The following is a 24,040-nucleotide window of genomic DNA, read 5'->3' as shown; positions in this document are numbered from 1 at the left end:
TGCGGTGTGGCGCACGGCTACCGACCGGGCCAGGCCGGCGAGCGCCGGGCGCCACGGAACGCCCGCACCAGGGTGGCCGGTCGCATCAGTGCGGAGGGCGGCGCAAGCCAGTGCTGCAGGTCGATGAGGACCTGGTGCACCTTCGGGTCGACGTGCGCCGCCATCATGGCGTGCTTGGCGAACCAGTTGATGATGTCCGTACCCGGCGGTTTGGGACCCTTGGTCTCCGGATAGGCGAAGTCGCCGCCGGTGGCCATCATCCAGGGGGTCTGGATGATGGCGCTCACCTCCCGGTAGTAGGCCGTCACCATCGCCGGCGAGGCCGAGCCGAACCGGTCCAGGATGCGGCCCAGCGCCAGCGACTCCAGGATCGCGGCGGTCATCCCCTGCCCGTAGAGCGGATTGAAACTGCAGATGGTGTCGCCGAGGGCGAGGAAGCCAGCGGGGACCCGCCGCAGCTTCTCGAAGTAGCGGCGCCGGCTGGCCGGGAACTGCCGAGTCTCCAGGTCGGACACCGGCTCGCAGTTCTTGACCAGGTCCAGCACGTGCGGCGCGGGCAGACCGGCGGCGAAGTCGGCGAAGCCCTCCGGATCGGCGGGCGCGTGCTCACGGTGCCAGCCGCCCGCGGTGACCACCCACCGGTCACCCTCGATCGGAAACGCCGCAGCAGCGCGCTTGTGGTGCGGCGGCACCGCGGCCATCAGTGACAGCAGCCCACCATCCGGCAGATCCCCCGGTCGGCGGGCGAGCAGCCGGCTGGTGTATCCCACGTCGATCCGCACAGTGGCGGTCTCCGGCGCCGGGAAGCCGAGGGCCTCCAGCCACCGGTCGGTACGGCCGCCCGCACGCCCGGTGGCGTCCACCACCAGATCGGCGTGCAGCGTCTCACCCTCGTCCAGTTCCACCCCGGTCACCCCGTCGGCGTCGCCGAGCAGGCCGTTCACCGAAACCTGGTCGCGGATCTCCACGGTTGGCAGTGCGCGGACCCGTTTGCGGACCGTGAACTCGAGGAACGGCCGGCTCTGGCTGATCCCGAGCATCCCGCTGGGGAACCGCACGCGCAGCGCGCCGCCCATGTGGAAGAGCAGGTCCTGACCGGGGTCGAACGGCACCGCACCACCAGCGATCAGCTCGTCGGTGAGCCCCGGGAACAGTTCCTCGAGGCCGAGCCGGCCGCTGATCAGCAGCGCGTGCGCGTGCATGCCCTGCGGAACCGCACGTCGGTTGCGAGCGGCGTCGACCGGCAGCGTGTCGCGGTCGACCACGGTCACACGGTCGAACCGGCCGGCAAGGGCGCTGGCGGCCGCCAGGCCACCGATCGAGCCGCCGATCACGACGGCGTGAGTTCCGATCCTGGTCACAGATTCTCCTCGCGGGGGTGGGCTTAGTTGGTACGGCAGGCGCCGGAGGCGGTGCGCCCGGGATCCGGATCAACGGACAGCTCCGAGGCGTACAGGCGGAGCAGCCCGAAGAATCGGTACCGCCGCCCCTCCAACTCGTCCAGCAGGTGGTGTGCGACCAACTCGTCGAGCTGGCGCAGGGCATAGCTGTCCGGGACGCCGGCGAGGGCGGCCGCGACGGCGACGTCGATGGTGCTGCCCGGATGGTGAGCGAGCAGCCGGAACATGCGCGCGGTGTCGTCCGGCAGGGCGCGGTACGAGGCGGCCAGCCCGGCGCGCAGGTCGGTCGAGGCGTCGCCGGCCAGGGACAGCCGGTTCAGCCGCTGGCCGGGCAGGCCGTACCGGCGGGTCAGTTCGCCGACAGGCAGGCCGGGCTCGGCCACCAGCGACTCGGCGGCGATGCGCAGCGCGAGCGGCAGGTGCCCGCACAGATCGGTCAACCGGACGGCGTCGTGCTGCTGGCCGGTGAAGCGGTCGTGCCCGGCGAGCCGGCAGAGCAGCAGCACCGAGTCGGCCGGGTCGAGGGGACGCAGGGCGATGCGGTATGCGCCGTCGCGGGCGGCCAGGCCGCTCTGCCTGCGGCGAGAGGTAATCAGCACCCCGGCCGGCCCGGCGGGGATCAGCGGCCGCAGCTGATCGGCGTCAGCGCCATCGTCGAGCACGATGAGAATCCGGCGGCCGTGCAGCATGCTCCGGTAGAGCGCGATCCGGCCGGCCAGATCGGCCGGGATTCGGTCGCGGTCCACCCCCAAGCCCCCGAGCAGCAGCCCGAGTGCCTCGCCGGCGGTCAGGGGCGGTCGGTCCGGATGTGAGCCGCGCATGTCGAGGAAGATCTGACCGTCCGGGAAACGCGGCAGCATCTCGTGGGCCAGGTCGACGACCAGGGCGGTCTTGCCGACGCCAGCGGTGCCCTCGACGACCGCGATCACGGTGGGCCCGCTGCCCGCGTGGCCCATCAGCTTGCGCAGCTGGGCCAGCTCGGCGCGACGGCCGGTGAACGCGCGGGTGCGTGGCGGGAGCTGCGCGGGCCGGGGAACATCAGCCCAGACGACCGGTGCGGACGCCCTGGCCGGCGCCGGCGCGTCGGCGCTTCCGGAAAGAATCTGGTGCTGCAGATGTCGCAGCTCCTCGTGTGGCTCGATGCCCAGCTCGTCGCGAAGGATCTTGCGCGTCTGCCGGTATAGGCACAGTGCGTCAGCCTGCCGCCCGGAACGGTAGAGCGCCCGCATGAGCAGCCCGCGCAGTCTTTCCCGGAGTGGTTCCGTGGCGACCGCGTCCGACAACACCGCCGCTGCCTCGGCCGGTTGTCCCAGGTCGAGCAGCAACTGGGCGCGGCCCTCGGTCGCGGTGAGCCGCGACTCGTTGAGCCGGGCCCGCTCCACCTCAGCGAAGGTGCCCGGCAGACCCTGGTAGGCCTCGCCGCGCCAGAGCCGGAGCGCGTTGCCCAGGGTCTCCTCGGCGGCCCGGAACTCACTGCGACCGCGCAGGACCCGGGCCTCCCGCACCAGCCGGTCGAACCGGGCCACGTCCAGGTCATCCGACTCCATGAACAGGGCGTATCCGCCGCCGGTGGAGACGAGCACCTCACCGGCCTCCCGGCGGGTTCGGCCGGGCTCCAGTAGCCGGCGCAGACGAGCAATGTAGGTGTGCACGCCGTTGGCCGCGGTGGGTGGGACCGAGCTGCCCCAGACCGCGTCGATGATCTCCTCGAAGCCCACCACGTCGTTGACTCTGCTGGCCAGCAGGCCCAGGACCGCGCGCTGCTTGGGCGGGCCGACGGGAATCTCGCGGCCCTGGCGCCAGGCCCGCATGGGCCCCAGAACCGACAGCCTGAACCTTTGCTCCACCTCCGGCACTTCTTGCCTCCCCCGTGGTCGGACGGCCGGCGCAACCAGGCCCGTCATGGTTTCGGCTGCGACGAATGGAACCGGTGTTGTTGCTCCGGAGTAACCGCGCCGCCTGTTCCGAGAAGTCGTTCCCGGTCTGCCTTCGAAACCGATACGGGTGCAGGTATATCGCCATTCGGACAGGACTCTGCCAGGACCACTGGACGATGGCCACTCCCAAATTGCTGACCGTCACCGGGGGCCGACAATACGCAACCGCAGCTCTCCGGCGGGGCGATTTATTAGGATATGTTTTATCTGTGACCCCAAAACGGGCACCAGCACCAACACCAGCCTCAGCCTCGCTTTTGCGCCCCTGAATCGCCGGGCGAACGGGTCCGAACCGCCGATTACACGATCCACTCGGAGCAATTTCATTCCACGTTTCGCAAATGGAGTTGACATCACCCCGGCAACACGAATCCCGTTACCGACCGGAAACAGAATTGGGCCTTTCAGGAAACAAAGAACCGCCGGGCGGACGTCCACCCGGCGGCTGGCGGTTCTTTGGTCAGGCCACGTTTCCGCTCTCGTACGCCCGGACGATGCCGTCCGTGTCGGAGATGCCCTCGCCACGGTATACCTTCCCGTCTCGGATCGCCCAGAAGTGGACGAAACGCACGTCGAACACGCCGCCATTCTTGAACTTGCCGGACCACTGCCCGATCGCGGCCACCCAGTCGTCGCCGGACACCCGGACCTCCTCCACGTCAAAGAGGTTCTCGTCGAGCAGGTCGAGCGCGCTGGTGAAGTAGGCGACAGCCCCGTCCAGACCGGTGTAGTGCCCGGTAGACCAGGGCAGCGACGGCGGTGTACGGATCTCCACCTCCGGGTGGAACAGGCTGACAACCGCAGGAGCGTCCATCCGTCGCAGGCCGCTGTAGAGATCATCCACAATGGACCTGATGTTCTGGGTCATGGCCGGACCTTTCTCGAGAGGGTCACACACGGCCCCCGGCCGCGGCGCCAGCCAACCGCAGGCCGAAATGACGTGGCAACCCCTTACCCACTAGGGGTTGCGCCATCGGCGGTGATGAGTAGAGTCCGCCGGCCGCGCACCTCCCCTTCTTGACCCGCAAGACCGCAATTTGCGCGAAGACAGTTGGTAAAGCACCGACGACGCTAAGTGGACGGCGCCGATCTCGGGCGGTGCGGCGCGGCCCGTGGGGTCACGTCGGGGCACCGCGACCAGCGCGCAAGCCCGCCGACGACGTGGCCGGACGACGTTCCGGCAATGCTGTTCCGCGCAGATCCGGCGGACACCACCACGGGGATGTGAGGTAAGGATGGCCGAGCAGGCGCTGAGTGCTGCCGGACCGGCGATCGCCGTCGTCGGCATCGCCTGTCGGTTGCCAGACGCGTCCACGCCGGACGCCTTTTGGCGGCTGCTCTGCGACGGTCGGGACGCGGTCCGGGAGGTCCGGCCGGGTCGGTGGGCTCCGGCCGGCCCCGACACCCCTGCCCATCTGCGGCGCGGCGGCTTCCTGGACCGGATCGACCTGTTCGACGCCGAGTCGTTCGGTGTCGGTCCCCGCGAGGCCAACGCCATGGATCCGCAGCAGCGACTCATGCTGGAACTGTGCTGGGAGGCGGCGGACGACGCCGGGATCCCGCTCGACCGGCTTCGGGGCACCCGGACCGACGTGTTCGCGGCAGCGATCTGGGACGACTACGCCCGGCTCCTGTTGAACCCGACCGCGCCGGAGTCGGGCCGGTACGCGATGGCCGGTGCGCACCGCAGCATGCTGGCGAACCGAGTCTCGTACACCTTCGGGCTGCGCGGCGCCAGCCTCACGGTCGACGCCGGACAGTCCTCGTCCCTGGTCGCAACCCACCTGGCCGTCGAGCGGCTCCGGCGCGGCGACGCCGAGCTGGCGCTCGCCGGTGGCGTCAACCTCCTCATCACGCCGGAGAGCAGCGCGGCGTCGGACGCGTTCGGCGCGCTCTCCCCGCACGCCCGCTGCGCCACCTTCGACGCCGCCGCGGACGGGTACGTCCGCGGCGAGGGCGGTGCCGTGGTCCTGCTCAAACCGCTGGACCGGGCGGTGTCCGATGGCGACCGGATCCACTGCGTGATCCGCGGCGGCGCGGTAAACAACGACGGCGGCGGAGCGGCACTCACCGTGCCTAGCCGCCGCGCGCAGGAGGAGGTGCTGCAGCGGGCCTATCGCGACGCGGGCGTGCGCCCGGCAGACGTCGGTTACGTCGAACTACACGGCACCGGCACCCGGGTCGGTGACCCGATCGAGGCAGCCGCCCTCGGTGCCGTCCTCGGCGCGGGACGACCGGCTGGCAACCCGCTGCCGGTCGGCTCGGTCAAGACCAACCTCGGCCACCTGGAGGGTGCGGCGGGCATCGTCGGCCTGGTCAAGGCGGCACTCGTGGTGCGGCACGGCGCGATCCCACCGAGCCTGCACTTCCACACCCCGAACCCGGCCATCGACCTTGACGCGCTGCGCCTGCGAGTGATCGCCGAGCCCGCCGGCTGGCCCGTCGGCGACCGGCCGCGCCTTGCCGGCGTCAGTTCCTTCGGCATGGGCGGCACGAACTGCCACCTGGTCGTGGAGGAACCGCCCGTACCGGGGCCGCTGGCGGGGCCTCGAACCGAAACGGAGGTCGAGGCCGGCACCTGGCCGATCGTCCCGCTCGTCGTCTCCGCCCGCAGCCGCGCCGCGTTGCGCACCCAGGCTGGCCGGCTGCGCAAAGTCCTGGACGCGGACGAGGGGCCGACACCGGCCGAGGTGGCCCGCTCTCTCGCCACCACCCGGTCAACATTCGCCCACCGCGCGGTGATCCTGGCCGCCGACCGGTCCGAAGCGGTCAGCGCGCTGACCGGACTGGTGAACGGCGTGGGAACCGCTGACGTCGCCGAGGGCGTCGCCCGTGAACCGGCCGGCCTGGCGTTCCTGTTCAGCGGTCAGGGCAGCCAGCGCGCCGGCATGGGCGGCGAGCTGTACCGGACGGGCGGCGTGTTCGCCGACGCCTTCGACGCCGCCTGCGCCGCCCTGGACCCGCACCTGGACCGGCCGCTGCGCGACGTGGTGCTCGGACCGGCCAGCGACCTGCTGGCGGACACTGCCTACGCCCAGCCCGCGCTGTTCGCCGTGGAGACCGCTCTGTACCGGCTTGCCCGGTCCTGGGGGCTGACCCCGGACCATCTGCTCGGGCACTCGGTAGGCGAGATCACCGCGGTGCACGCCGCTGGCGCGCTGAGCCTGGCCGACGCGGCCGCCCTGGTCGCCGCGCGAGGGAGGCTGATGCAGTCGGTGCCCGAGGCCGGCGCGATGGCGGCATTGGAGGGCACCGAGGACGAGATCGGTGAGCTGATCGCCGGGTCGGCCGAGCGGGTCGGCATCGCCGCCGTGAACGGACCGCGGGCGGTGGTGATCTCCGGTGACCGGGACGCCGTGCTCGACCTGGCCGCCCGGCACCAGGCCTCCGGGCGCCGCGCCCGGCGGCTGCGGGTCGGTCACGCGTTCCACTCTGCGCACCTCGAGCCCGTGCTGGACGGACTGCGCCAGGTGGCGGCCGGGCTTTCCGTAGCGGCGCCGCTACTGCCGGTGGTGTCCAACGTGACCGGCCGACCACTGACCGCGGCGGACCTCGCGGATCCCGGGTACTGGGCCCTACACGCCCGGCAGGCGGTGCGCTTTCACGACGGCGTCCGCGAGCTGCACGACCGGGGTGTCCGGCTGTTCCTGGAACTCGGACCGGACACCGCACTCAGCGCCCTGGTCCGCGACTGCCTGCCCGGCGACGTGGTGGCCACACCGGTGCTGCGCGCCGGCCGGCCCGAGGTGCGCTCGTTCACCGCTGGGGTAGCGGCCGTGCACGCGGGCGGAGCCCCGGTGCGTTGGCCACTACCGGCCACTACCGGCCGGGCCATCGAGCTTCCCGGATACGGCTTCGCGCGCGTACCGCACTGGCTGGACCGGCCGGAGGTACCGGAGGTGGTCACGGCGGGCGACCCCGCCGCCGCTGTCCGGGCGAGTGTGGCCGCAGTACTGGGCCACCGGGAACCGACAGCTCTGGACCTTCGACGCACCTTCCGGGAGCTCGGCCTCGACTCGCTCGGTGCCGTGGAGGTCCGCGACCGGCTGGCGGCCGCTCTCGGCCGGGAGCTGCCCGCCTCGTTGACCTTCGACCATCCCACCCCGGCCGCGCTGATCGCGCACCTGCAAGATGGCGATCCGGCTCCGGACCGGCTCGCGGTGGCGCCGGACGCCAGTGAGCCGATCGCGATCGTCGCCATGGCCTGCCGCTTCCCCGGCGACGCCGACACGCCCGAACGATTCTGGGAGCTGCTGGCCGAGGAGGCAGACCCGATCTCGGCGTTTCCCGCCAACCGCGGCTGGGACACCACCCGGCTGGCCCCCGGCACACCCCGCGCCGGCGGCTTCCTCGACGACGCCGACCGGTTCGACAACGAATTTTTCGGCGTCTCGCCGCGCGAGGCGACCGCTATGGACCCGCAGCAGCGGCTCCTGCTGGAGTGTGCGTGGGAGGCGCTGGAGCGGGCCGACATCGACCCGGACACGCTGCGCGGAGGCACGGCCGGGGTGTTCGTCGGCGTGACCGCGCAGGACTATGGGCCGCGCCTGCACGAACCGGCCGGTGACAGCGCCGGGTACCTGCTCACCGGAACCACCCCGAGCGTCGCGTCCGGGCGGATCGCGTACGTCCTGGGTTGGGAGGGCCCGACGCTGACCGTCGACACCGCCTGCTCCTCGTCGCTGGTGGCGCTGCACCTGGCCGCCCAGTCGCTGCGCCGCGGCGAGTGCGACCTGGCGCTGGCCGGCGGCGCCACCGTGATGGCCACTCCCGGCATGTTCGCCGAGTTCGCCACCCAGCAGGGCCTGGCGGTGGACGGCCGCTGTAAACCGTTTGCGGCCGCCGCGGACGGCACGAGCTGGAGCGAGGGCGCCGGACTGCTGCTGGTGGAACGACTGGCAGACGCCCGCCGGAACGGGCACCCCGTCCTCGCCCTGATCCGCGGCAGCGCGATCGTCTCCGACGGCGCCAGCAACGGGTTGACCGCCCCGAACGGCAGGGCGCAGCAGCGGGTCATCCGGCGGGCACTGGCCGACGCCGCGCTCACCCCGGCCGACGTGGACGCGGTTGAGGCGCACGGCACCGGGACCCGGCTAGGTGACCCGATCGAGGCGGAGGCAATCATCGCCACGTACGGCCGAGACCGCCCCGCCGACCGACCGCTGCATCTGGGCTCGGTCAAGGCGAACATCGGGCACACCCAGGCGGCCGCAGGTGTGGCGGGCGTGATCAAGATGGTGCTGGCGCTGCGCCACGGCTGCCTGCCCCGGCTGCTGCACCTGGACCGCCCGACCCCACACGTGAACTGGACCGGCAGCCCGGTCATTCCGCTCGCCGCGAACGTGGCCTGGCCGCGCGGAGAACGACCGCGCCGGGCCGGTGTGTCGTCGTTCGGCATCAGCGGCACCAATGCACACCTGATCGTGGAGGAGCCACCGGTGGAGCCGGCGCCGCCGGCCACCGGGCCGGTGCCTGCGGTGCTCGCCTGGCCGATTTCCGCGCACAGTGAGCCGGCATTGCGCGCCCTGGCCGGCCGGCTCGGCGGCCGCGTGACCGCAAACTCCCGACCGGACGCCGTCGCCCGCACGCTGGCCACCGGCCGGGCTCAGCTCGACCACCGCGCGGTGCTGATCGCCAGGGATCTGGCGGATTTCCGCGCGGGCCTGGACGCGCTCGCCACCGGCCGCCAGGCACCCGGCCTGGTCCGCGGCGTCGCCGGCGACCCGGGCACGGCCGCCTTCGTCTTCCCCGGCCAGGGCGGTCAGTGGGCCGGGATGGCCGTCGACCTGATTGACCGTTACCCGGAGTTCGCCACGGCCTTGGACGACGCCGCCGCCGCCCTCGCTCCGCACGTGGACTGGTCCCTGCGCGACGAGTTGCGCGGGCCGCTCGACCGGGTCGACGTGGTACAGCCAGCCCTCTTCGCGGTGATGGTGGCGCTGGCCGAGCTGTGGCGGGCGGCGGGCGTCCGGCCGGCTGCGGTGGCCGGACACTCGCAGGGCGAGATCGCCGCCGGGTACGTGGCTGGGGCACTGTCGCTGACGGACGCCGCCCGGGTGGTGGCGGTCCGCAGCCGCGCACTCGCCGCCCTGGCCAGGCAGGGCGGCATGATGTCGCTCCCGGTGAGCGCCGCGGAGGCCACCGACCTGCTACGGCCCTGGGCGGGCGAGCTCAGCCTCGCCGCGGTCAACGGCCCCCGCGCGGTGGTGGTGGCCGGTGCCGCCGACGCTCTGGACGCACTCGCCGCACGATGCGTCGAGGCGGACATCCGTGCCCGGCGGGTACCGGTGGACTACGCCTCACACTCGCCGCACGTGGAGGCGGTCCGCGAGACCCTCCGGGACGCGCTCGGCACGGTCACCGCCCGGCCCGCCACGATCCCGTTCTTCTCCACGGTTACTGGCGGGCCACTGGACACCCGGCAGCTCGACGCCGGGTACTGGTATCGCAACCTGCGGCAGCCCGTCCGGTTCGCGGACGCCACCCGCGCCCTCCTCGACCACGGTCACCGGACGCTGATCGAGGTGGGGCCGCACCCGCTGCTCACCGCCGCGATGCAGGAGACTGCCGAGGAGGCCGGCATCGACGTCGTGGTGACCGGGACGCTGCGCCGCGACGAGGACGGGCGGGTCCGATTTCGCACCTCGCTCGCCGAGGCGTACACCCGCGGTGTCCCGGTGGACCGGACCATCCTCGCCGGTGCCGCCCCGGCCGGCCGCACCGACCTGCCTACCTATCCGTTCCAGCGGCAGCGGTTCTGGCACACCGGCCCCGCAGCGGCCGCCGCACACCCGTGGCGCTACCGGACCAGGTGGGCGCTGGTCGACCCCGCGCCGGCTCGGTTGCACGGCCGTTGGGTGCTGGTCGCCCCGGCCGGGCACGAAGCGGTTACCGGGGCGGTCGCCGAGGTGCTCGCCCGGGCCGGCGCCGATGTGGACCGAGTGCCGGCGGGCGCCACGGTCGGCGACGCCACCGGGGTGGTCTCGCTGCTCGCCCTGGACGAGCGGGCGATGCCCGGCCTGGACGCGGTCCCGACCGGCGCCGTCGACACCCTCGCGCTGATCCGGGCCCTCGACGGCCACCCGGCGCGACTCTGGTGCCTGACCACGGGCGCCGTCGCGGCCGACGACGCCGACACCGTTCCGCACCCGGCACAGAGCCTCGTGTGGGGCCTCGGTCTGGTCGCCGCTCGAGAGCACCCGGAGCGCTGGGGCGGCCTCATCGACCTGGGCACCGATGACCTCGCCTCGCTTCCAGGCCTACTCGCCGGCACCGAGGACCAGGCCGCCCTGCGGTCCGGCCGTGTGCTCGCCCCGCGTCTCGAACCGACGCCGCCAGCCCTCCCGGTGGAACCGCCGCGCTGGCGGGGCACCGTGCTGATCACCGGCGGCACCGGCGCCATCGGCGGCCATCTGGCCGCCTGGCTGGCCCGCCACGGCGCCGAGCACCTGCTGCTGCTCAGCCGGCGGGGCCCGGACGCCCCGGGCGCCGACCGGCTGCGCGCCTCCCTCGAGGACCTGGGAGCACGGGTGACCGTGGTGGCCGGGGACGCCGCCGACCGGGACACCGTCGCACGGCTGCTCGCTGAGGAGCCGGTGACCGCGGTCTTCCACACCGCCGGGCTGCTCGACGACGGCCTGCTCGCCGACCTGACCCCCGACCGGCTGCAGGCCACCCTGCGCGCCAAGGCGGCCGCCGCGCGCAACCTCGACGACCTGACGCGCGACCGCGATCTGGACGCGTTCGTGCTGTTCTCCTCAATCACCGGGCTGCTGGGGGGCGCCGGGCTGGGCAACTATGCCCCTGGCAACACCTACCTCACCGCGCTGGCCCGCAACCGACACGCCGCCGGCCGCCCGGCCACCGCAGTGGTCTGGGGGCACTGGGCCGGCGGCGGGATGGGCGGCGGCCAGGTCGGCGAGCGTCTGCGCCGGCACGGTATCGGGCACATGGAGCCGGAGGCCGCACTGGCGGCTCTCGGCGAGGCGCTGGCCGCAGGTGAGGTCGTTCCGGTGATCGCCGACGTGGACTGGGCCCGAGTCGCCCCCTCGCCGCTACTGACCAATCTGGTGCGCGAGGCGGCGTCTGGCGGCCCGACGAAGCCGTCTCCGGCTCCGACTCCGGCGAACCTGCTCGACCTGGTCCGCGAGCACGCCGCCGCGGTCCTCGGTGCGGCCGACCCCGCCGCGCTCGACCCCGGCCGCGCGTTCAAGCAGTTGGGCTTCGACTCGCTGACCGCGGTGGAACTGCGCAACCGGCTCAACACCGCCACCGGCCTGCGCCTGCCCACCGGCGTCGTTTTCGACCATCCGAGCTGCGCCGCGCTGGCCGACTGTCTGCGGGCCGAGCTCACCGGTACCCCCGCGCCCGCCATGCCAGCGGCGACCGCGTCTCAGATGGACGAACCGATCGCCGTGGTCGGCATGGCGTGCCGCCTGCCCGGCGGGATCAGCACGCCGGAGCAGTTGTGGGACCTGCTGGTGGCGGAACGGGACGTGATCGGCGACATGCCAACCGACCGCGGCTGGCGGATCGACGATCTGTACGACCCCACACTGTCCCGGCCGCGCACGTCGTACACCCGGCGCGGTGGTTTCCTCGTCGACGCGGCCGGCTTCGACGCGGCGTTCTTCGGGATCAGCCCGCGCGAGGCCCAGGCGATGGATCCCCAACAACGCCTGCTCCTGGAGACGGCGTGGGAGGCCCTGGAACGGGCCGGGGTGGACCCGCTGACGCTACGTGGCAGCCGCACCGCGGTCTACGCCGGCATGACCGTGCAGGAATACGGCCCGCGACCGGAGCAGGCACCCGCGGACCTCGAGGGGTACCTACTGACCGGGCGATCGCTGAGCGTCGGCTCCGGCCGGATCTCGTATGTGCTCGGTCTGTCCGGCCCGGCCATCACCGTCGATACCGCATGCTCATCGTCGCTGGCCACGGTGCACCTGGCGGCCGCCGCCCTGCGTCGCGACGAATGCTCGCTGGCCCTGGCCGGCGGGGTGACCGTGATGGCCGGGCCGGGCATCTTCGCCGAGTTCAGCCGGCAGCGCGGGCTGGCCCCGGACGGCCGGATCAAGGCGTTCGCGGCGGCCGCGGACGGGACGGCATGGAGTGAGGGCGTCGGCATGGTGGTGCTGGAACGGCTGTCCGACGCCCGACGCCACGGCCACCCGGTTCTGGCCATCGTCAGCGGCTCGGCGATGAACCAGGACGGTGCCAGCAACGGCCTCAGCGCTCCCAACGGGCCGGCCCAGCAGCGGGTGATCCGGCAGGCCCTGGCCGCCGCCGGGCTCACCACCACCGACGTCGACGCCGTCGAGGCACACGGCACCGGCACCACCCTCGGCGACCCGATCGAAGCCCAGGCACTGCTCGACACCTACGGCCGAGACCGCCCCGCCGACCGCCCCCTCTGGCTCGGATCGGTCAAATCCAACCTCGGCCATCCACAGGCCGCAGCCGGGGTCACCAGCGTCATCAAGACAGTCATGGCGCTACGGCACGGCATGCTCCCCCGCACCCTGCACGTGGACCAGCCCACCCCCCACGTCGACTGGTCAACCGGCGGGGTCGCCCTGCTCACCGAGGCCCGCCCATGGCCAGACACCGGCCGACCGCGCCGGGCCGGCATCTCCGCGTTCGGAATCAGCGGCACCAATGTGCACGCAGTCTTAGAGCAGGCGCCCGCCGAGCCCGATGCCACCGCCACGCCGAGCCCGGGACCGGTGCCGTGGCTGCTGTCGGCCCGTACCGCGGACGCGTTGCGGGACCGTGCGGAGGCCCTCATCCCATTCGCCTCAGGGCCGGCCGGGGCGGTTGGCCGCGCCCTCGCGGGCCGGTCGGCATTCGAACACCGCGGCGTGGTGGTCGCCGCAGACGCTGACGGGTTCCGGGCTGGTCTGGCCGCGCTGTCCGCCGGTACCGGCGCCCGGGGGGTGGCAAAGGCCGGGCCGGTGGTGTTCGTCTTCCCCGGCCAGGGCGCCCAATGGACCGGCATGGCCCGCGCGCTGATCGACGACGAACCGGTGTTCGCCGAGACCATGCGGGCGTGTGCGGCTGCACTGGACCCGTACCTGGACCGGCCGTTGCTCGACGAGCTGGACGGCCCGCTCGATCGAGTCGACGTGGTGCAACCCGCGCTGTTCGCGGTAATGGTGTCGCTGGCGGCGCTGTGGCGAGCAAACGGTGTCGTCCCGGACGCGGTGGTCGGCCACTCGCAGGGTGAGATCGCGGCGGCGTACGTGGCCGGTGCACTGACCCTGGATGACGCCGCCCGGGTGGTGGCGCTGCGCAGCCGGGTTCTCGCCACACTGCCGCCCGGCGGTGGGATGGTGTCGCTGCCGGTGGGCGCGGCCGAGGCCGGGAAGCGGATCGCCCGCTGGTCCGGGCGGATCGGCCTGGCCACGGTCAACGGGCCGCGCTCGACCGTTGTCTCCGGTGACGACGACGCGCTGGACGAGTTGCTCGCCGAGTGCGCCGTGGCCGGGCTGCGGGCCAGGCGGGTACCGGTCGACTACGCCTCGCACTCGGCACACGTGGAACCGGTCCGCGAGCGGCTGCTCGACCTGCTCGCGCCGATCCGTCCCCACACCGGCGAGATCCCGTTCCACTCCACCGTCACGGGTGACCTGCTGGACACCGCGGACCTGGACGCCGGCTACTGGTTCCGAAACCTACGCGACACGGTCCGGTTCGCTGCGGTGACCGAGCGGCTGCTGGCGCACGGCCACCGGTTCTTCGTGGAGGTCAGCCCGCACCCGGTGCTGACCGTTGGCCTTCAGGAGTCCGCCGAGGACGCCGGGCGGGACGCGGTGGTGGTCGGCACACTGCGCCGGGGCGAGGGCGACACGGGCCGGTTCCGTACCTCCCTGGGCGAGCTGTGGGCGCACGGCGGGCCAGTGTCCTGGGCGCCGCTGTTCCCGCCCGGCCCGCTGATGGACCTGCCCACCTATCCGTTCCGGCACGAGCGCTACTGGCTGGACGCCACGCCTGCCGCAGCGGGGGCTGGTGACACCGGGGTCGCCTCGACCGGGCACCCTCTGCTCGGGTACGCCCTGCCACTGCCCGACACCGATGGCCTCCTGCTCACCGGCCGAATGTCGCTGCGGACCCAGCCCTGGCTGGCCGACCACGCGCTGTCCGGCCGGCCGCTGCTGCCGGGTACCGCGTTCGCCGAGATGGCGCTGCGAGCCGGCGCCGAGGTGGGCCGCACCCGCCTCGACGAACTCGTGCTGGAGGCGCCCCTGCCGCTGCCCCTGGACAACGCGGTGCGGCTACACCTGACGGTCTCTGGTCCGGACGACGTCGGGGTCCGCACGGTGACGCTGCGGTCCCGGCCCGACGGCGCCAGCGACGACCAGCCCTGGACTCGACACGCGCACGGCGTCCTGGGCATGGCCGGCCCAGCACCGGCGAACCTGACCGCCTGGCCCCCGCCGGGTGCCGAGCCGGTGCCCGTGACCGACCTGTACGACGCGATGACCGCCGCCGGCCACACCTTCGGTCCGGTGTTCCGGGGCGTTACCGCACTCTGGAGGCGCGGGGACCACGTGTTCGCCGAGGCGCGTCTCGACGGTGCGCCGGCCGACTCGTACGGAGTGCACCCGGCCCTGCTGGACGCGGCCCTGCACCCGAGCTTCCTCACCGGCGGCGGCCGGCGGCGGATGCCGTTCTCGTTCACCGGTGTCACCCTCCACGCGTCCGGCGCCGAACGGGTCCGGGTACACCTGTCCCCGGCCGGGCCGGACACCGTGGCGGTACTCGTCGCGGATCCAGCCGGACGGCCGGTCCTCTCGATCGATGCCCTGACGCTGCGTCCGATCAGCGACCGGCAGGTGGACGCGGCCACCGACACGGGCGACGCGGCTCTGTACACCATGGACTGGGAGACCGTGCCGGGCACACCGGCCACGGACCGGCCGGTCCTGCTCGGCGGGGACCCGGTCGGCCTAGGCGACGGCGACCACTACCCGGACCTGGCCGCACTGCTCAAGCAGGTGCCGGACGTACCCCCGTTGGTCCTGACCTGTTGGTCCGGGCCGGCTGGACCCGATCTCGCGGCTGCCACGCACGCAGCGGTGCAGCGCGCGCTCGCGCTGATCCAGGACTGGCTGGCCGAGCCGCGAACAGCAGCCTCCGCCCTGGTGTTCGTCACCCGGGGCGCGGTGACGGTGCCCGGTGACGATCCGGCGCCGGACCCGGTGCAGGCAGCGCTGTGGGGCCTGGTGCGGTCGGCGCAGACCGAGCATCCGGGCCGGCTCCTGCTGCTCGACGTGGACGGGCTGGTTGATGTGGTCACCAACGGCAGCGAACCGCAGCTCGCGGTGCGGGGTGGTGTGGCGTACGCTCCGCGGCTGGCCCGGTCCGCCCCCGACGCCGCGCTCATCCCACCGGACGGACCCTGGTCGGTCCGCGTGACCGGCTCGGGCACCCTGGACGGCCTGGTCGCCACCGCCCGGCCCGACGTGTTGGCCCCGCTCACCGCCGGACAGGTCCGGGTCGCGGTGCGGGCGGCGGGCGTGAACTTCCGGGACGTGCTGGTGGCGCTCGACATGTACCCGGGCCGGGCGGCGCTGGGCAGTGAGATCGCCGGCGTGATCACCGAGGTTGCCCCGGACGTCACCGGACTGCGCCGGGGTGACCGGGTGCTGGGCATGGCAGCGGACGCGTTCGGGCCGGTGACCGTTGTGGACCACCGCCTGCTGGCGCCGGTCCCCGAGGGCTGGTCGTTCCCGCGCGCCGCAGCTACCCCGGTCGCCTTCCTCACGGCCTGGTACGCCCTACGCGACCTGGCCGGCACCGGACCGGGCGACACCGTGCTGGTGCACGCCGGCGCGGGCGGAGTCGGCATGGCATGCGTGCAACTGGCGCGGCACCTGGGCGCCGACGTGTACGCCACCGCCTCGCCCGGCAAGTGGCCAGCGCTGCTGTCGCTCGGTCTGCAACCGGACCGGATCGCGTCGTCCCGCGATCTGGAGTTCGCGCACCGGTTCCCCGGCGGGATGGACGTGGTGGTGAACTCGCTGTCCGGCGATTTCGTCGACACGTCGCTGCGGCTGCTGCGGCCTGGCGGCCGGTTCATCGAGATGGGCCGGACCGACCTGCGGGATCCGGAGACGGTCGGCCGTGACTTCCCAGGCGTGCGGTACCGGTCGTTCGAGCTGGCCGAAGCCGGACCGGACCGGATCCAGGAGATGCTCACCGACCTGCTCGGCCTGTTCGCCCGGGACGCGCTGCGCCCGCTGCCGGTGACCGCCTGGGACATTCGCGGCGTCCGGGACGCGTTCCGACACATCAGCCAGGCCCGGCACGTCGGCAAGGTGGTGCTCACCGTTCCCCGTGACCGCGACCCGGACGGGACGGTGCTGATCACCGGCGGCACCGGGACGATCGGCAGCCTGCTCGCCCGGCACCTGGTCACCCGGCACGGGGTGCGCCACCTGCTGCTGGCCGGACGGTCCGGGCCGGACGCGCCGGGCGCCCGCGACCTGACCGCCGAGCTGGAGGCGCTGGGTGCCCGGGTCACCGTGGCCGCCTGCGACGCTGCCAACCCGAAAGACCTCGCCGCACTGCTCGCCGCGGTCCCGGCGGAACATCCGCTGACCGCAGTCCACCATGCCGCCGGGGTGATCGACGACGGTACGGTGCCGGCCCTGACCCCGGAGCGGGTGGCCGCCGTCCTGCGCCCCAAGGTGGACGCGGCAGTGCACCTGGACCAGCTGACCCGGGACCTGGACCTGGCCGAGTTCGTGCTGTTCTCCGGTGGCGCCGGCACGTTCGGCACGGCGGGACAGGCGCATTACGCGGCGGCCAACACCTTCCTCGACGCGTACGCCCGGCGTCTGCGCGGCAGCGGCCGTCCGGCGACCGCGCTCGCGTGGGGACTGTGGGCCGCCCGCAGCGCAATGTCGGGGCACCTGGACGACGTCGACCGGTCCCGGCTGGCTCGGGCGGGCATTGCCGAGCTGCGCACCGAACAGGCACTGGCCCTGTTCGACGCGGCCCGGGAGTCGGCCGAGCCGGTCCTGCTTCCGCTGCGCCTGGGCGCCCGGCGCCGGGACGACGTGCCACCTCTGCTGCGCGGCCTGCTGCGCGCCAGGCAACTGCCCCGCGCCGTCCGCCCGGCCACTACGGCCGACGCCGAGCCGCAGTTGCGGGCGCTCCCCCCGGCCGAGCTGGAGGCGTGGCTGCTCGACCTGGTCCGCGCGCACGCCGCCGGGGTGCTCGGCCACTCTTCCGTGGAGGCGGTCACCCCCGACCACGCCTTCACCGACCTCGGGTTCGACTCGCTGACCGCGGTGGAACTGCGCAACCGCCTTACCACCGAGATCGGCCTGCGGCTGCCGGCCACCGTGGTCTTCGACCATCCCAGCCCGTCGGCGCTGGCCGGGCACCTGAGCATCGCACTGCGACCGCCGCCAGCAGACCCGCTGGCCGCGTTGCGGGCCGATCTCGCCCGGATCCGCGACGCACTACCCGGCCTCGACCCGGCGGCCCAGCCCGAAGTCCGGTCCCTGCTGCGGGAGCTGGTGTCCATGTTCGATCCGCCCGCGGACCCGGCCGGGGACCTGGGCAAGGCCAGCGACGACGAACTCTTCAACTTGATCGACGGTGGTGACAACCCGTGGTAGACGACGACAAACTACGCACCTACCTGCGCCGGGCGACCGCCGACCTGCAGGACGCCCGCCGCCGGATCCGTTCGCTGACCACGGAACCGATCGCGGTCATCGGCATGGCATGCCGCCTGCCCGGCGGTACGCACACTCCAGAGCTGCTGTGGAGGCTGCTCACCGAGGAGCGGGACGCGATCACGTCGTTCCCGTCCGACCGGGGTTGGCCGCTGGACGATCTGTTCCACCCCGATCCGGACCATCCGGGCACGAGCACCAGCGCGTACGGCGGGTTCCTGGACGACGCCGCGGGTTTCGACGCTGACCTGTTCCGGATCTCGCCGCGTGAGGCGCTCGCCACCGACCCGCAACAACGACTGCTGCTCGAGACGGCGTGGGAGGCCGTGGAGCGGGCCCGGATCGACCCGACGTCGCTGCGCGGCACCCGCACCGGGGTCTACGCCAGCGTGATTTACCACGACTACGGCAGCCGGTTCGCCGAGGCACCCGACGGCTTCGAGGGCTATCTGATCAACGGCAGCGCGGGCGGCATCGCGTCCGGCCGGGTCGCCTACGCGCTCGGCCTGGAGGGCCCGGCCCTGACGGTGGACACCGAGTGCTCGTCCTCGCTGGTCGCGCTCCACCTCGCGGTTCAGGCGCTGCGGCAGGGCGACTGCACGATGGCTCTGGTCGGCGGTGCCACCGTACTGGCCACACCGGACCTGTTCCTCGACTTCAGCCGGCTACGCGGGCTGGCCCCGAACGGCCGGGTCAAGGCGTTCGCGGCCGGCGCGGACGGCACCGGTTTCGCCGAGGGTGCCGCGATGCTGCTGGTTGAGCGGCTGTCCGACGCGCAACGCCACGGGCACAAGGTGCTCGCGGTGGTTCGGGGCAGCGCGGTGAACCAGGACGGTGCCAGCAACGGACTGACGGCACCCAGCGGCCCGGCCCAGCAGCGGGTGATCCGCCAGGCCCTGGCCGCCGCCGGGCTCACCACCACCGACGTCGACGCCGTCGAGGCACACGGCACCGGCACCACCCTCGGCGACCCGATCGAAGCCCAGGCACTGCTCGACACCTACGGCCGAGACCGCCCCGCCGACCGCCCCCTCTGGCTCGGATCGGTCAAATCCAACCTCGGCCATCCACAGGCCGCAGCCGGGGTCACCAGCGTCATCAAGACAGTCATGGCGCTACGGCACGGCATGCTCCCCCGCACCCTGCACGTGGACCAGCCCACCCCCCACGTCGACTGGTCAACCGGCGGGGTCGCCCTGCTCACCGAGGCCCGCCCATGGCCAGACACCGGCCGACCGCGCCGGGCCGGGGTGTCGTCGTTTGGGTCCAGCGGCACCAACGCCCACGTCGTACTGGAGGAGGCGCCGGTCGAGGACCCACCGCGCGCCGTGGTGGACGACGGTCCCGAGCCACCACTGATCGTGTCCGCCCGCACCGAGGCGGCGCTCGCGGCCCAGATCGCCGCAGTCCGCGCCGTCGGCGCTAGGCACCGTCCGCTGGACCTGGCGTTCTCCCTGGCCACCACCCGGGCCGCGCTGGAGCACCGGGCGGTGCTGAGCGGCGGGAGCGAGTACACGCGCGCCGCCAACTCGGGCCGGGTCGCGCTGCTCTTCCCCGGTCAGGGTGCCCAGCGTGCCGGGATGGCGGCGGCCGCGTACCGGTCCTTCCCGGTGTTCCGGTCCGCCCTGGACGACGTCCTCGATCACTTCGGCGACGAGGTACGCGCCGGTCTGCTCACTCCGGCCGCTGGGGACGTGCTCGACCCGACCGGGGTGGCCCAGCCCGCGTTGTTCGCGGTGGAGGTGGCACTGGCCCGGCTGACCGAATCGTGGGGTGTCCGCCCGGACCACCTGATCGGGCACTCAATCGGTGAGCTGGCCGCGGCGCACGTGGCCGGAGTGTTCACGCTCGCCGACGCCTGCACGCTGGTCACCGCCCGGGCCCGGCTGATGCAGGCGCTGCCGGCCGGTGGAGCGATGGTGGCGGTGGGTCTGCCCGAGGACGAGGTCCGGCCGCTACTCCTGCAGGGCGCGGCGGTCGCCGCGGTCAACGGGCCGCGGGCGACGGTGGTCTCCGGGGACGACGACACGGTGGCCGCCGTGGCCGCCGCTGCCGAGGCGCGCGGGGCACGGACCCGGCGGTTGCGGGTCAGCCACGCCTTCCACTCCGCCCGGATGGAGCCGATGCTGGCCGAGTTCGGCCGGGTCGCCGAGGGACTGACCTACCACCCCCCGTCGATCTCGCTGATCTCCGGCGTCACCGGTCGGATCGCCGACCCGGCGCAGGTGTGCGACCCCGGCTACTGGGTGCGGCAGGTCCGCGAGACGGTGCGGTTCGCCGATGGTGTCCGCACGCTGGAGCGGCTCGGTGTCACCGCCGGACTAGATCTCGGGGACGGCGTCCTGGGCGCGCTCGCACACGACTGTCTCGAGACGCCGGACGCCATTCTGCTGGTCGCCGCGCTCTCGCGGGCCGGCGGCGGCGCGGAACTGACGCTCACCGCGCTCGCCCGACTGTGGAGCGCCGGGGTGCCCGTGGACTGGCCCGCGGTCTACGCCGGGCGAGGGGCTCGTGCCGTGGATCTGCCGACCTACCCCTTCCAGCGACGCCGGTACTGGCTGGAGCAGCCGGAGCGCACCACCGCACCGCTCGGCCGGCCCGTGCCCCTCGCCGACGGCGGCCACCTGATCACCGGTGTACTGAGCCGGCGCACCGAGCCCTGGCTGGCCGGGCACACCGTGGCCGGCCGCACTCTGCTGCCCGGCACCGCGTTCCTCGACCTGGCCCTGCGCGCGGCCCGGGACCTGGGCTGCGCGCAGGTGGCCGAACTGACTCTGACCCATCCCCTGGAACTGCCGGTGCACGACCGGGTCGAGCTGCAACTGCGGGTCGCCCAGGCCGATGGGGACGGCAACCGGTCGCTGACCCTCCACTCCCGCACCGGCGAGGGCCCGTGGCGGCGGCACGCCGACGGTAGGCTCGCCGCGTCCGCGTCCGCGTCCGCGGGCGAGCCGCTGACCACGTGGCCGCCGGCCGGGGCGCAGCCGATCGAGGTGGCCGACCGGTACGACCGGCTGGCCGCGCAGGGCCTCGAATACGGCGCGACGTTCCGCGGCCTGCGCGCCGCCTGGCGGGACGGCGACGACGTGTACGCCGAGATCGCGCTGCCCGCGGCGGACGAGGCAGCGGCCGGCCGGTTCGTGCTGCACCCGGCCCTGCTGGACGCGGCGGTGCAGGCGGTGGTCTACCTGCCACTCGCGCACGGCGGCCGCGCCCGGATGCCATTCACCTGGACCGGCGTCGCGGTGCACACCGCCGGACCGACCGCGCTGCGGGTGCGGTTGCGGCCACTCGGCCCGGACGCGGTCGAGATGATCCTGGCCGGCCCGGCCGGCACGCCCGTGGGGTCCGTGCACCGGCTGGTGGTACGGGAACCGCGGGCCGACGGTGATCTGCTGCACCTGCCGGACCTCGCGCCGGTCACGCCGGTCGCCGATGCTCCGGTGCCGTCGGTCGTGGTGGCCGGTCCCGACCCGCACGGCCTGGCCGGCCACCTGAGCGCGCCGCACGTCGCCGATCCGTTCGCGCCGACGGACGCGGATCTCGTGTTGGTGAGCGCCGATCCGCACGGCGCCCTGGAACTGGCCCGGCGCTGGGTGCGCGACGACCGCCCGGGCGTGCTGACCTTCGTGGTCGCCGACGATCTGGCCGGCGCCGGTGTGTGTGGGCTGGTCCGCAGCGCGCAGGCCGAGCACCCAGGCCGGTTCCGGGTGATCGTCACCGACGGACGCTCCGCCGCCGCGCTGCCGGCCGCCCTGGCCGCCGCCGCCGACGAGGTCGTCCTGCGCGACGGCACCGTTCTGCTCCCCCGGCTGCGCCCGGCCACCGGCGACCTCGTGATACCGGACGGCGCTGCGGCCTGGCGCCTGGAAATCCCGGAACGAGGCACCGTCAGCAACCTCGTGCTGGCCCCCTGCCCGGCGGCGGAGCGGCCGCTCACGGCCGGCGAGGTCCGGGTCGACGTCCGCGCGGCCGGCCTGAACTTCCGGGACGCGCTGAACACCCTCGGCATGTACCCGGGTGAACCCGGACCGCTAGGACTGGAGGGTGCCGGTGTAGTCCGCGAGGTGGGTCCGGGCGTGACCCGGTTCGCGCCCGGTGATCGGGTCATGGGATTGCTGCCCGGCGCGTTCGGTCCGGTCGCGGTGGCCGATCACCGGTCGCTGGCGCCCGTCCCGTCGGGCTGGTCGTTCGCACAGGCGGCCGCGGCACCGGTGGCGTTCCTGACCGCGTACTACGCCCTGGTCGACCTGGCCGGACTACAGCCCGGCGAAACCATACTCATCCACGCCGCAGCCGGCGGAGTCGGCAACGCAGCCATCCAACTCGCCCACCACCTAGGCGCCGAGATATACGCCACCGCCAGCCCCCACAAACACCCCACCCTCAACCTGCCCCCCAACCACCTCGCATCCTCCCGCAACCTCGAATTCGAACACCAATTCACCAACGGCGTCGACGTCGTACTCAACTCACTCGCCGGCGACTTCATCGACGCCTCACTACGACTACTACGACCCGGCGGCCGATTCATCGAAATGGGCAAAACCGACCCCCGCTCCCCCACCGGAATCAACTACCAAACCTTCGACCTCCTCGACGCCGGCCCCGACCGAATCGCGGAAATGCTCCACGAAGTAATACGACTAACAACCAACGGCACCCTCAACCCACCACCAGTGACCTGCTGGGACATCCGCCACGCACCCCAAGCCATGCGACACCTCAGCCAAGGCGCCAACATCGGCAAAGTAGTACTAACCATCCCCCAACCACTCAACCCCAACGGCACCGTCCTCATCACCGGCGGCACCGGCGCCCTCGGCACCCTCATCGCCCGCCACCTCGCCAACCACCACGGCATCAAACACCTCATCCTCACCAACCGCACCCCCACAACAACCACCACCAACATCCCCGGCGCCCACATCGCCACCTGCGACATCACCAACCCCACCCACATCCAAAAACTCCTCACCACCATCCCCACCAACCGACCCCTCACCGCCGTCATCCACGCCGCCGCAACCCTCGACGACGCCCTACTCACCAACCTCACCCCAGACCGACTCGACCGCGTACTCGCCCCCAAAGTGGACGGTGCCCGGCACCTTGCCGACCTGACCCGGGACCTCGACCTGTCCGCGATCGTGCTGTTCTCGTCCATCGCGGGGGTGCTCGGCGCGGCGGGACAGGCGACCTATGCGGCCGCCAACAGCATGCTGGACGCATACGCCCGGGAGCTGCGCGCCGCCGGCCGACCCGCGACCGCACTCGCCTGGGGACGCTGGAACGACGGCATGGGCGCCCGGTTGGACGCGCCGACCCTGGCCCGGATGACCCGGCGCGGCATCGGGGCACTCACCGCGGACGAAGGGTTGGCGCTGTTCGACGCCGCCCTGGGTGGCAGCAACGCGGTCCTGGTCGCGGCCCGGCTCGCCGCGCCACCGGGCCCACCGCCGGAGGCATCCGCAGTCACCAGCCCCGCCGGTCCCGCCAGCCCCGCCGGTCCCGCCAGCCCGGCCGGTCCCGCCACCCCGGCCGATCTGGCCGTCGTGGTGCGCCGGGAGGTAGCGGCGGTGCTGGCACACCCGGATCCGGCCGCCATTCCGGCCGGGCTCGGGCTGCTCGACCTGGGCCTCGACTCGCTCACCGCAGTGGAGCTACGCAACCGCCTGATCACCGCGACCGGGCTGCGGTTGTCCAGCACCGTGGTGTTCGACCACCCGAGCATCACCGCCCTCGCTGCCCATCTCGGTGGCCTGCAGGCCGCAGCGAGCGACCCGGCCGCTGCCGTGCTGGCTGGCCTCGACCGGCTGGATCGGGCGCTGACCGAACTGCCGGCGGACCACCCCCGGCACGGTGCGGTGGCCGCCCGGATCGCGGCCCTGGCATGGAAGTGGGGCGGCGCTGGCGCGGACCGGACCGATCTGGCGTCCGCATCAGACGAGGAACTGTTCCGGGCTCTCGATGACGAACTGGGGTTGTCCCGATGACTGCGGACCCGATGACC

The 24,040-nt window shown here is 73.2% G+C and carries 5 protein-coding genes; 2 read left to right on the top strand and 3 right to left on the bottom strand.

All coding sequences use genetic code 11. The annotated features are described in order from the left end of the window. Nucleotides 1–17: 17 nt before the first annotated feature. From ACQEUX_RS03475 to ACQEUX_RS03465, 3 genes are all read right to left on the bottom strand, one after another. Nucleotides 18–1,361, bottom strand: a complete 1,344-nt coding sequence (locus ACQEUX_RS03475; protein ID WP_433040949.1) for an FAD-dependent oxidoreductase — start codon at nt 1,359–1,361, stop codon at nt 18–20. A gap of 23 nt (nt 1,362–1,384) precedes the next feature. Further along, nucleotides 1,385–3,211, bottom strand: a complete 1,827-nt coding sequence (locus ACQEUX_RS03470) for a BTAD domain-containing putative transcriptional regulator (RefSeq protein ID WP_433040946.1) — start codon at nt 3,209–3,211, stop codon at nt 1,385–1,387. 586 nt (nt 3,212–3,797) lie between these two features. After that, nucleotides 3,798–4,205: a nuclear transport factor 2 family protein gene (locus tag ACQEUX_RS03465; RefSeq protein ID WP_433040943.1), complete on the bottom strand. Its 408-nt coding sequence runs from the start codon at nt 4,203–4,205 to the stop codon at nt 3,798–3,800. Between the two features lie 367 nt (nt 4,206–4,572). Here ACQEUX_RS03465 and ACQEUX_RS03460 point away from each other — a divergent pair, with 367 nt between their 5' ends. Both ACQEUX_RS03460 and ACQEUX_RS03455 read left to right on the top strand, forming a co-directional pair. Beyond that, complete coding sequence (locus ACQEUX_RS03460; RefSeq protein ID WP_433040940.1) at nt 4,573–17,967, top strand: SDR family NAD(P)-dependent oxidoreductase; 13,395 nt, start codon at nt 4,573–4,575, stop codon at nt 17,965–17,967. Next, nucleotides 17,961–24,023: an SDR family NAD(P)-dependent oxidoreductase gene (locus ACQEUX_RS03455; protein WP_433040937.1), complete on the top strand. Its 6,063-nt coding sequence runs from the start codon at nt 17,961–17,963 to the stop codon at nt 24,021–24,023. Before ACQEUX_RS03460 ends, ACQEUX_RS03455 begins: the two co-directional genes overlap by 7 nt. The last annotated feature ends 17 nt before the right edge of the window (nt 24,024–24,040 follow it).

Origin of the sequence: Micromonospora sp. CA-259024, from assembly GCF_050936255.1 — a bacterium.
GTDB lineage: Bacteria > Actinomycetota > Actinomycetes > Mycobacteriales > Micromonosporaceae > Micromonospora.
Note: the sequence above shows the minus strand (reverse complement) of the source record. Positions and strands in the feature narration are given on the sequence as shown.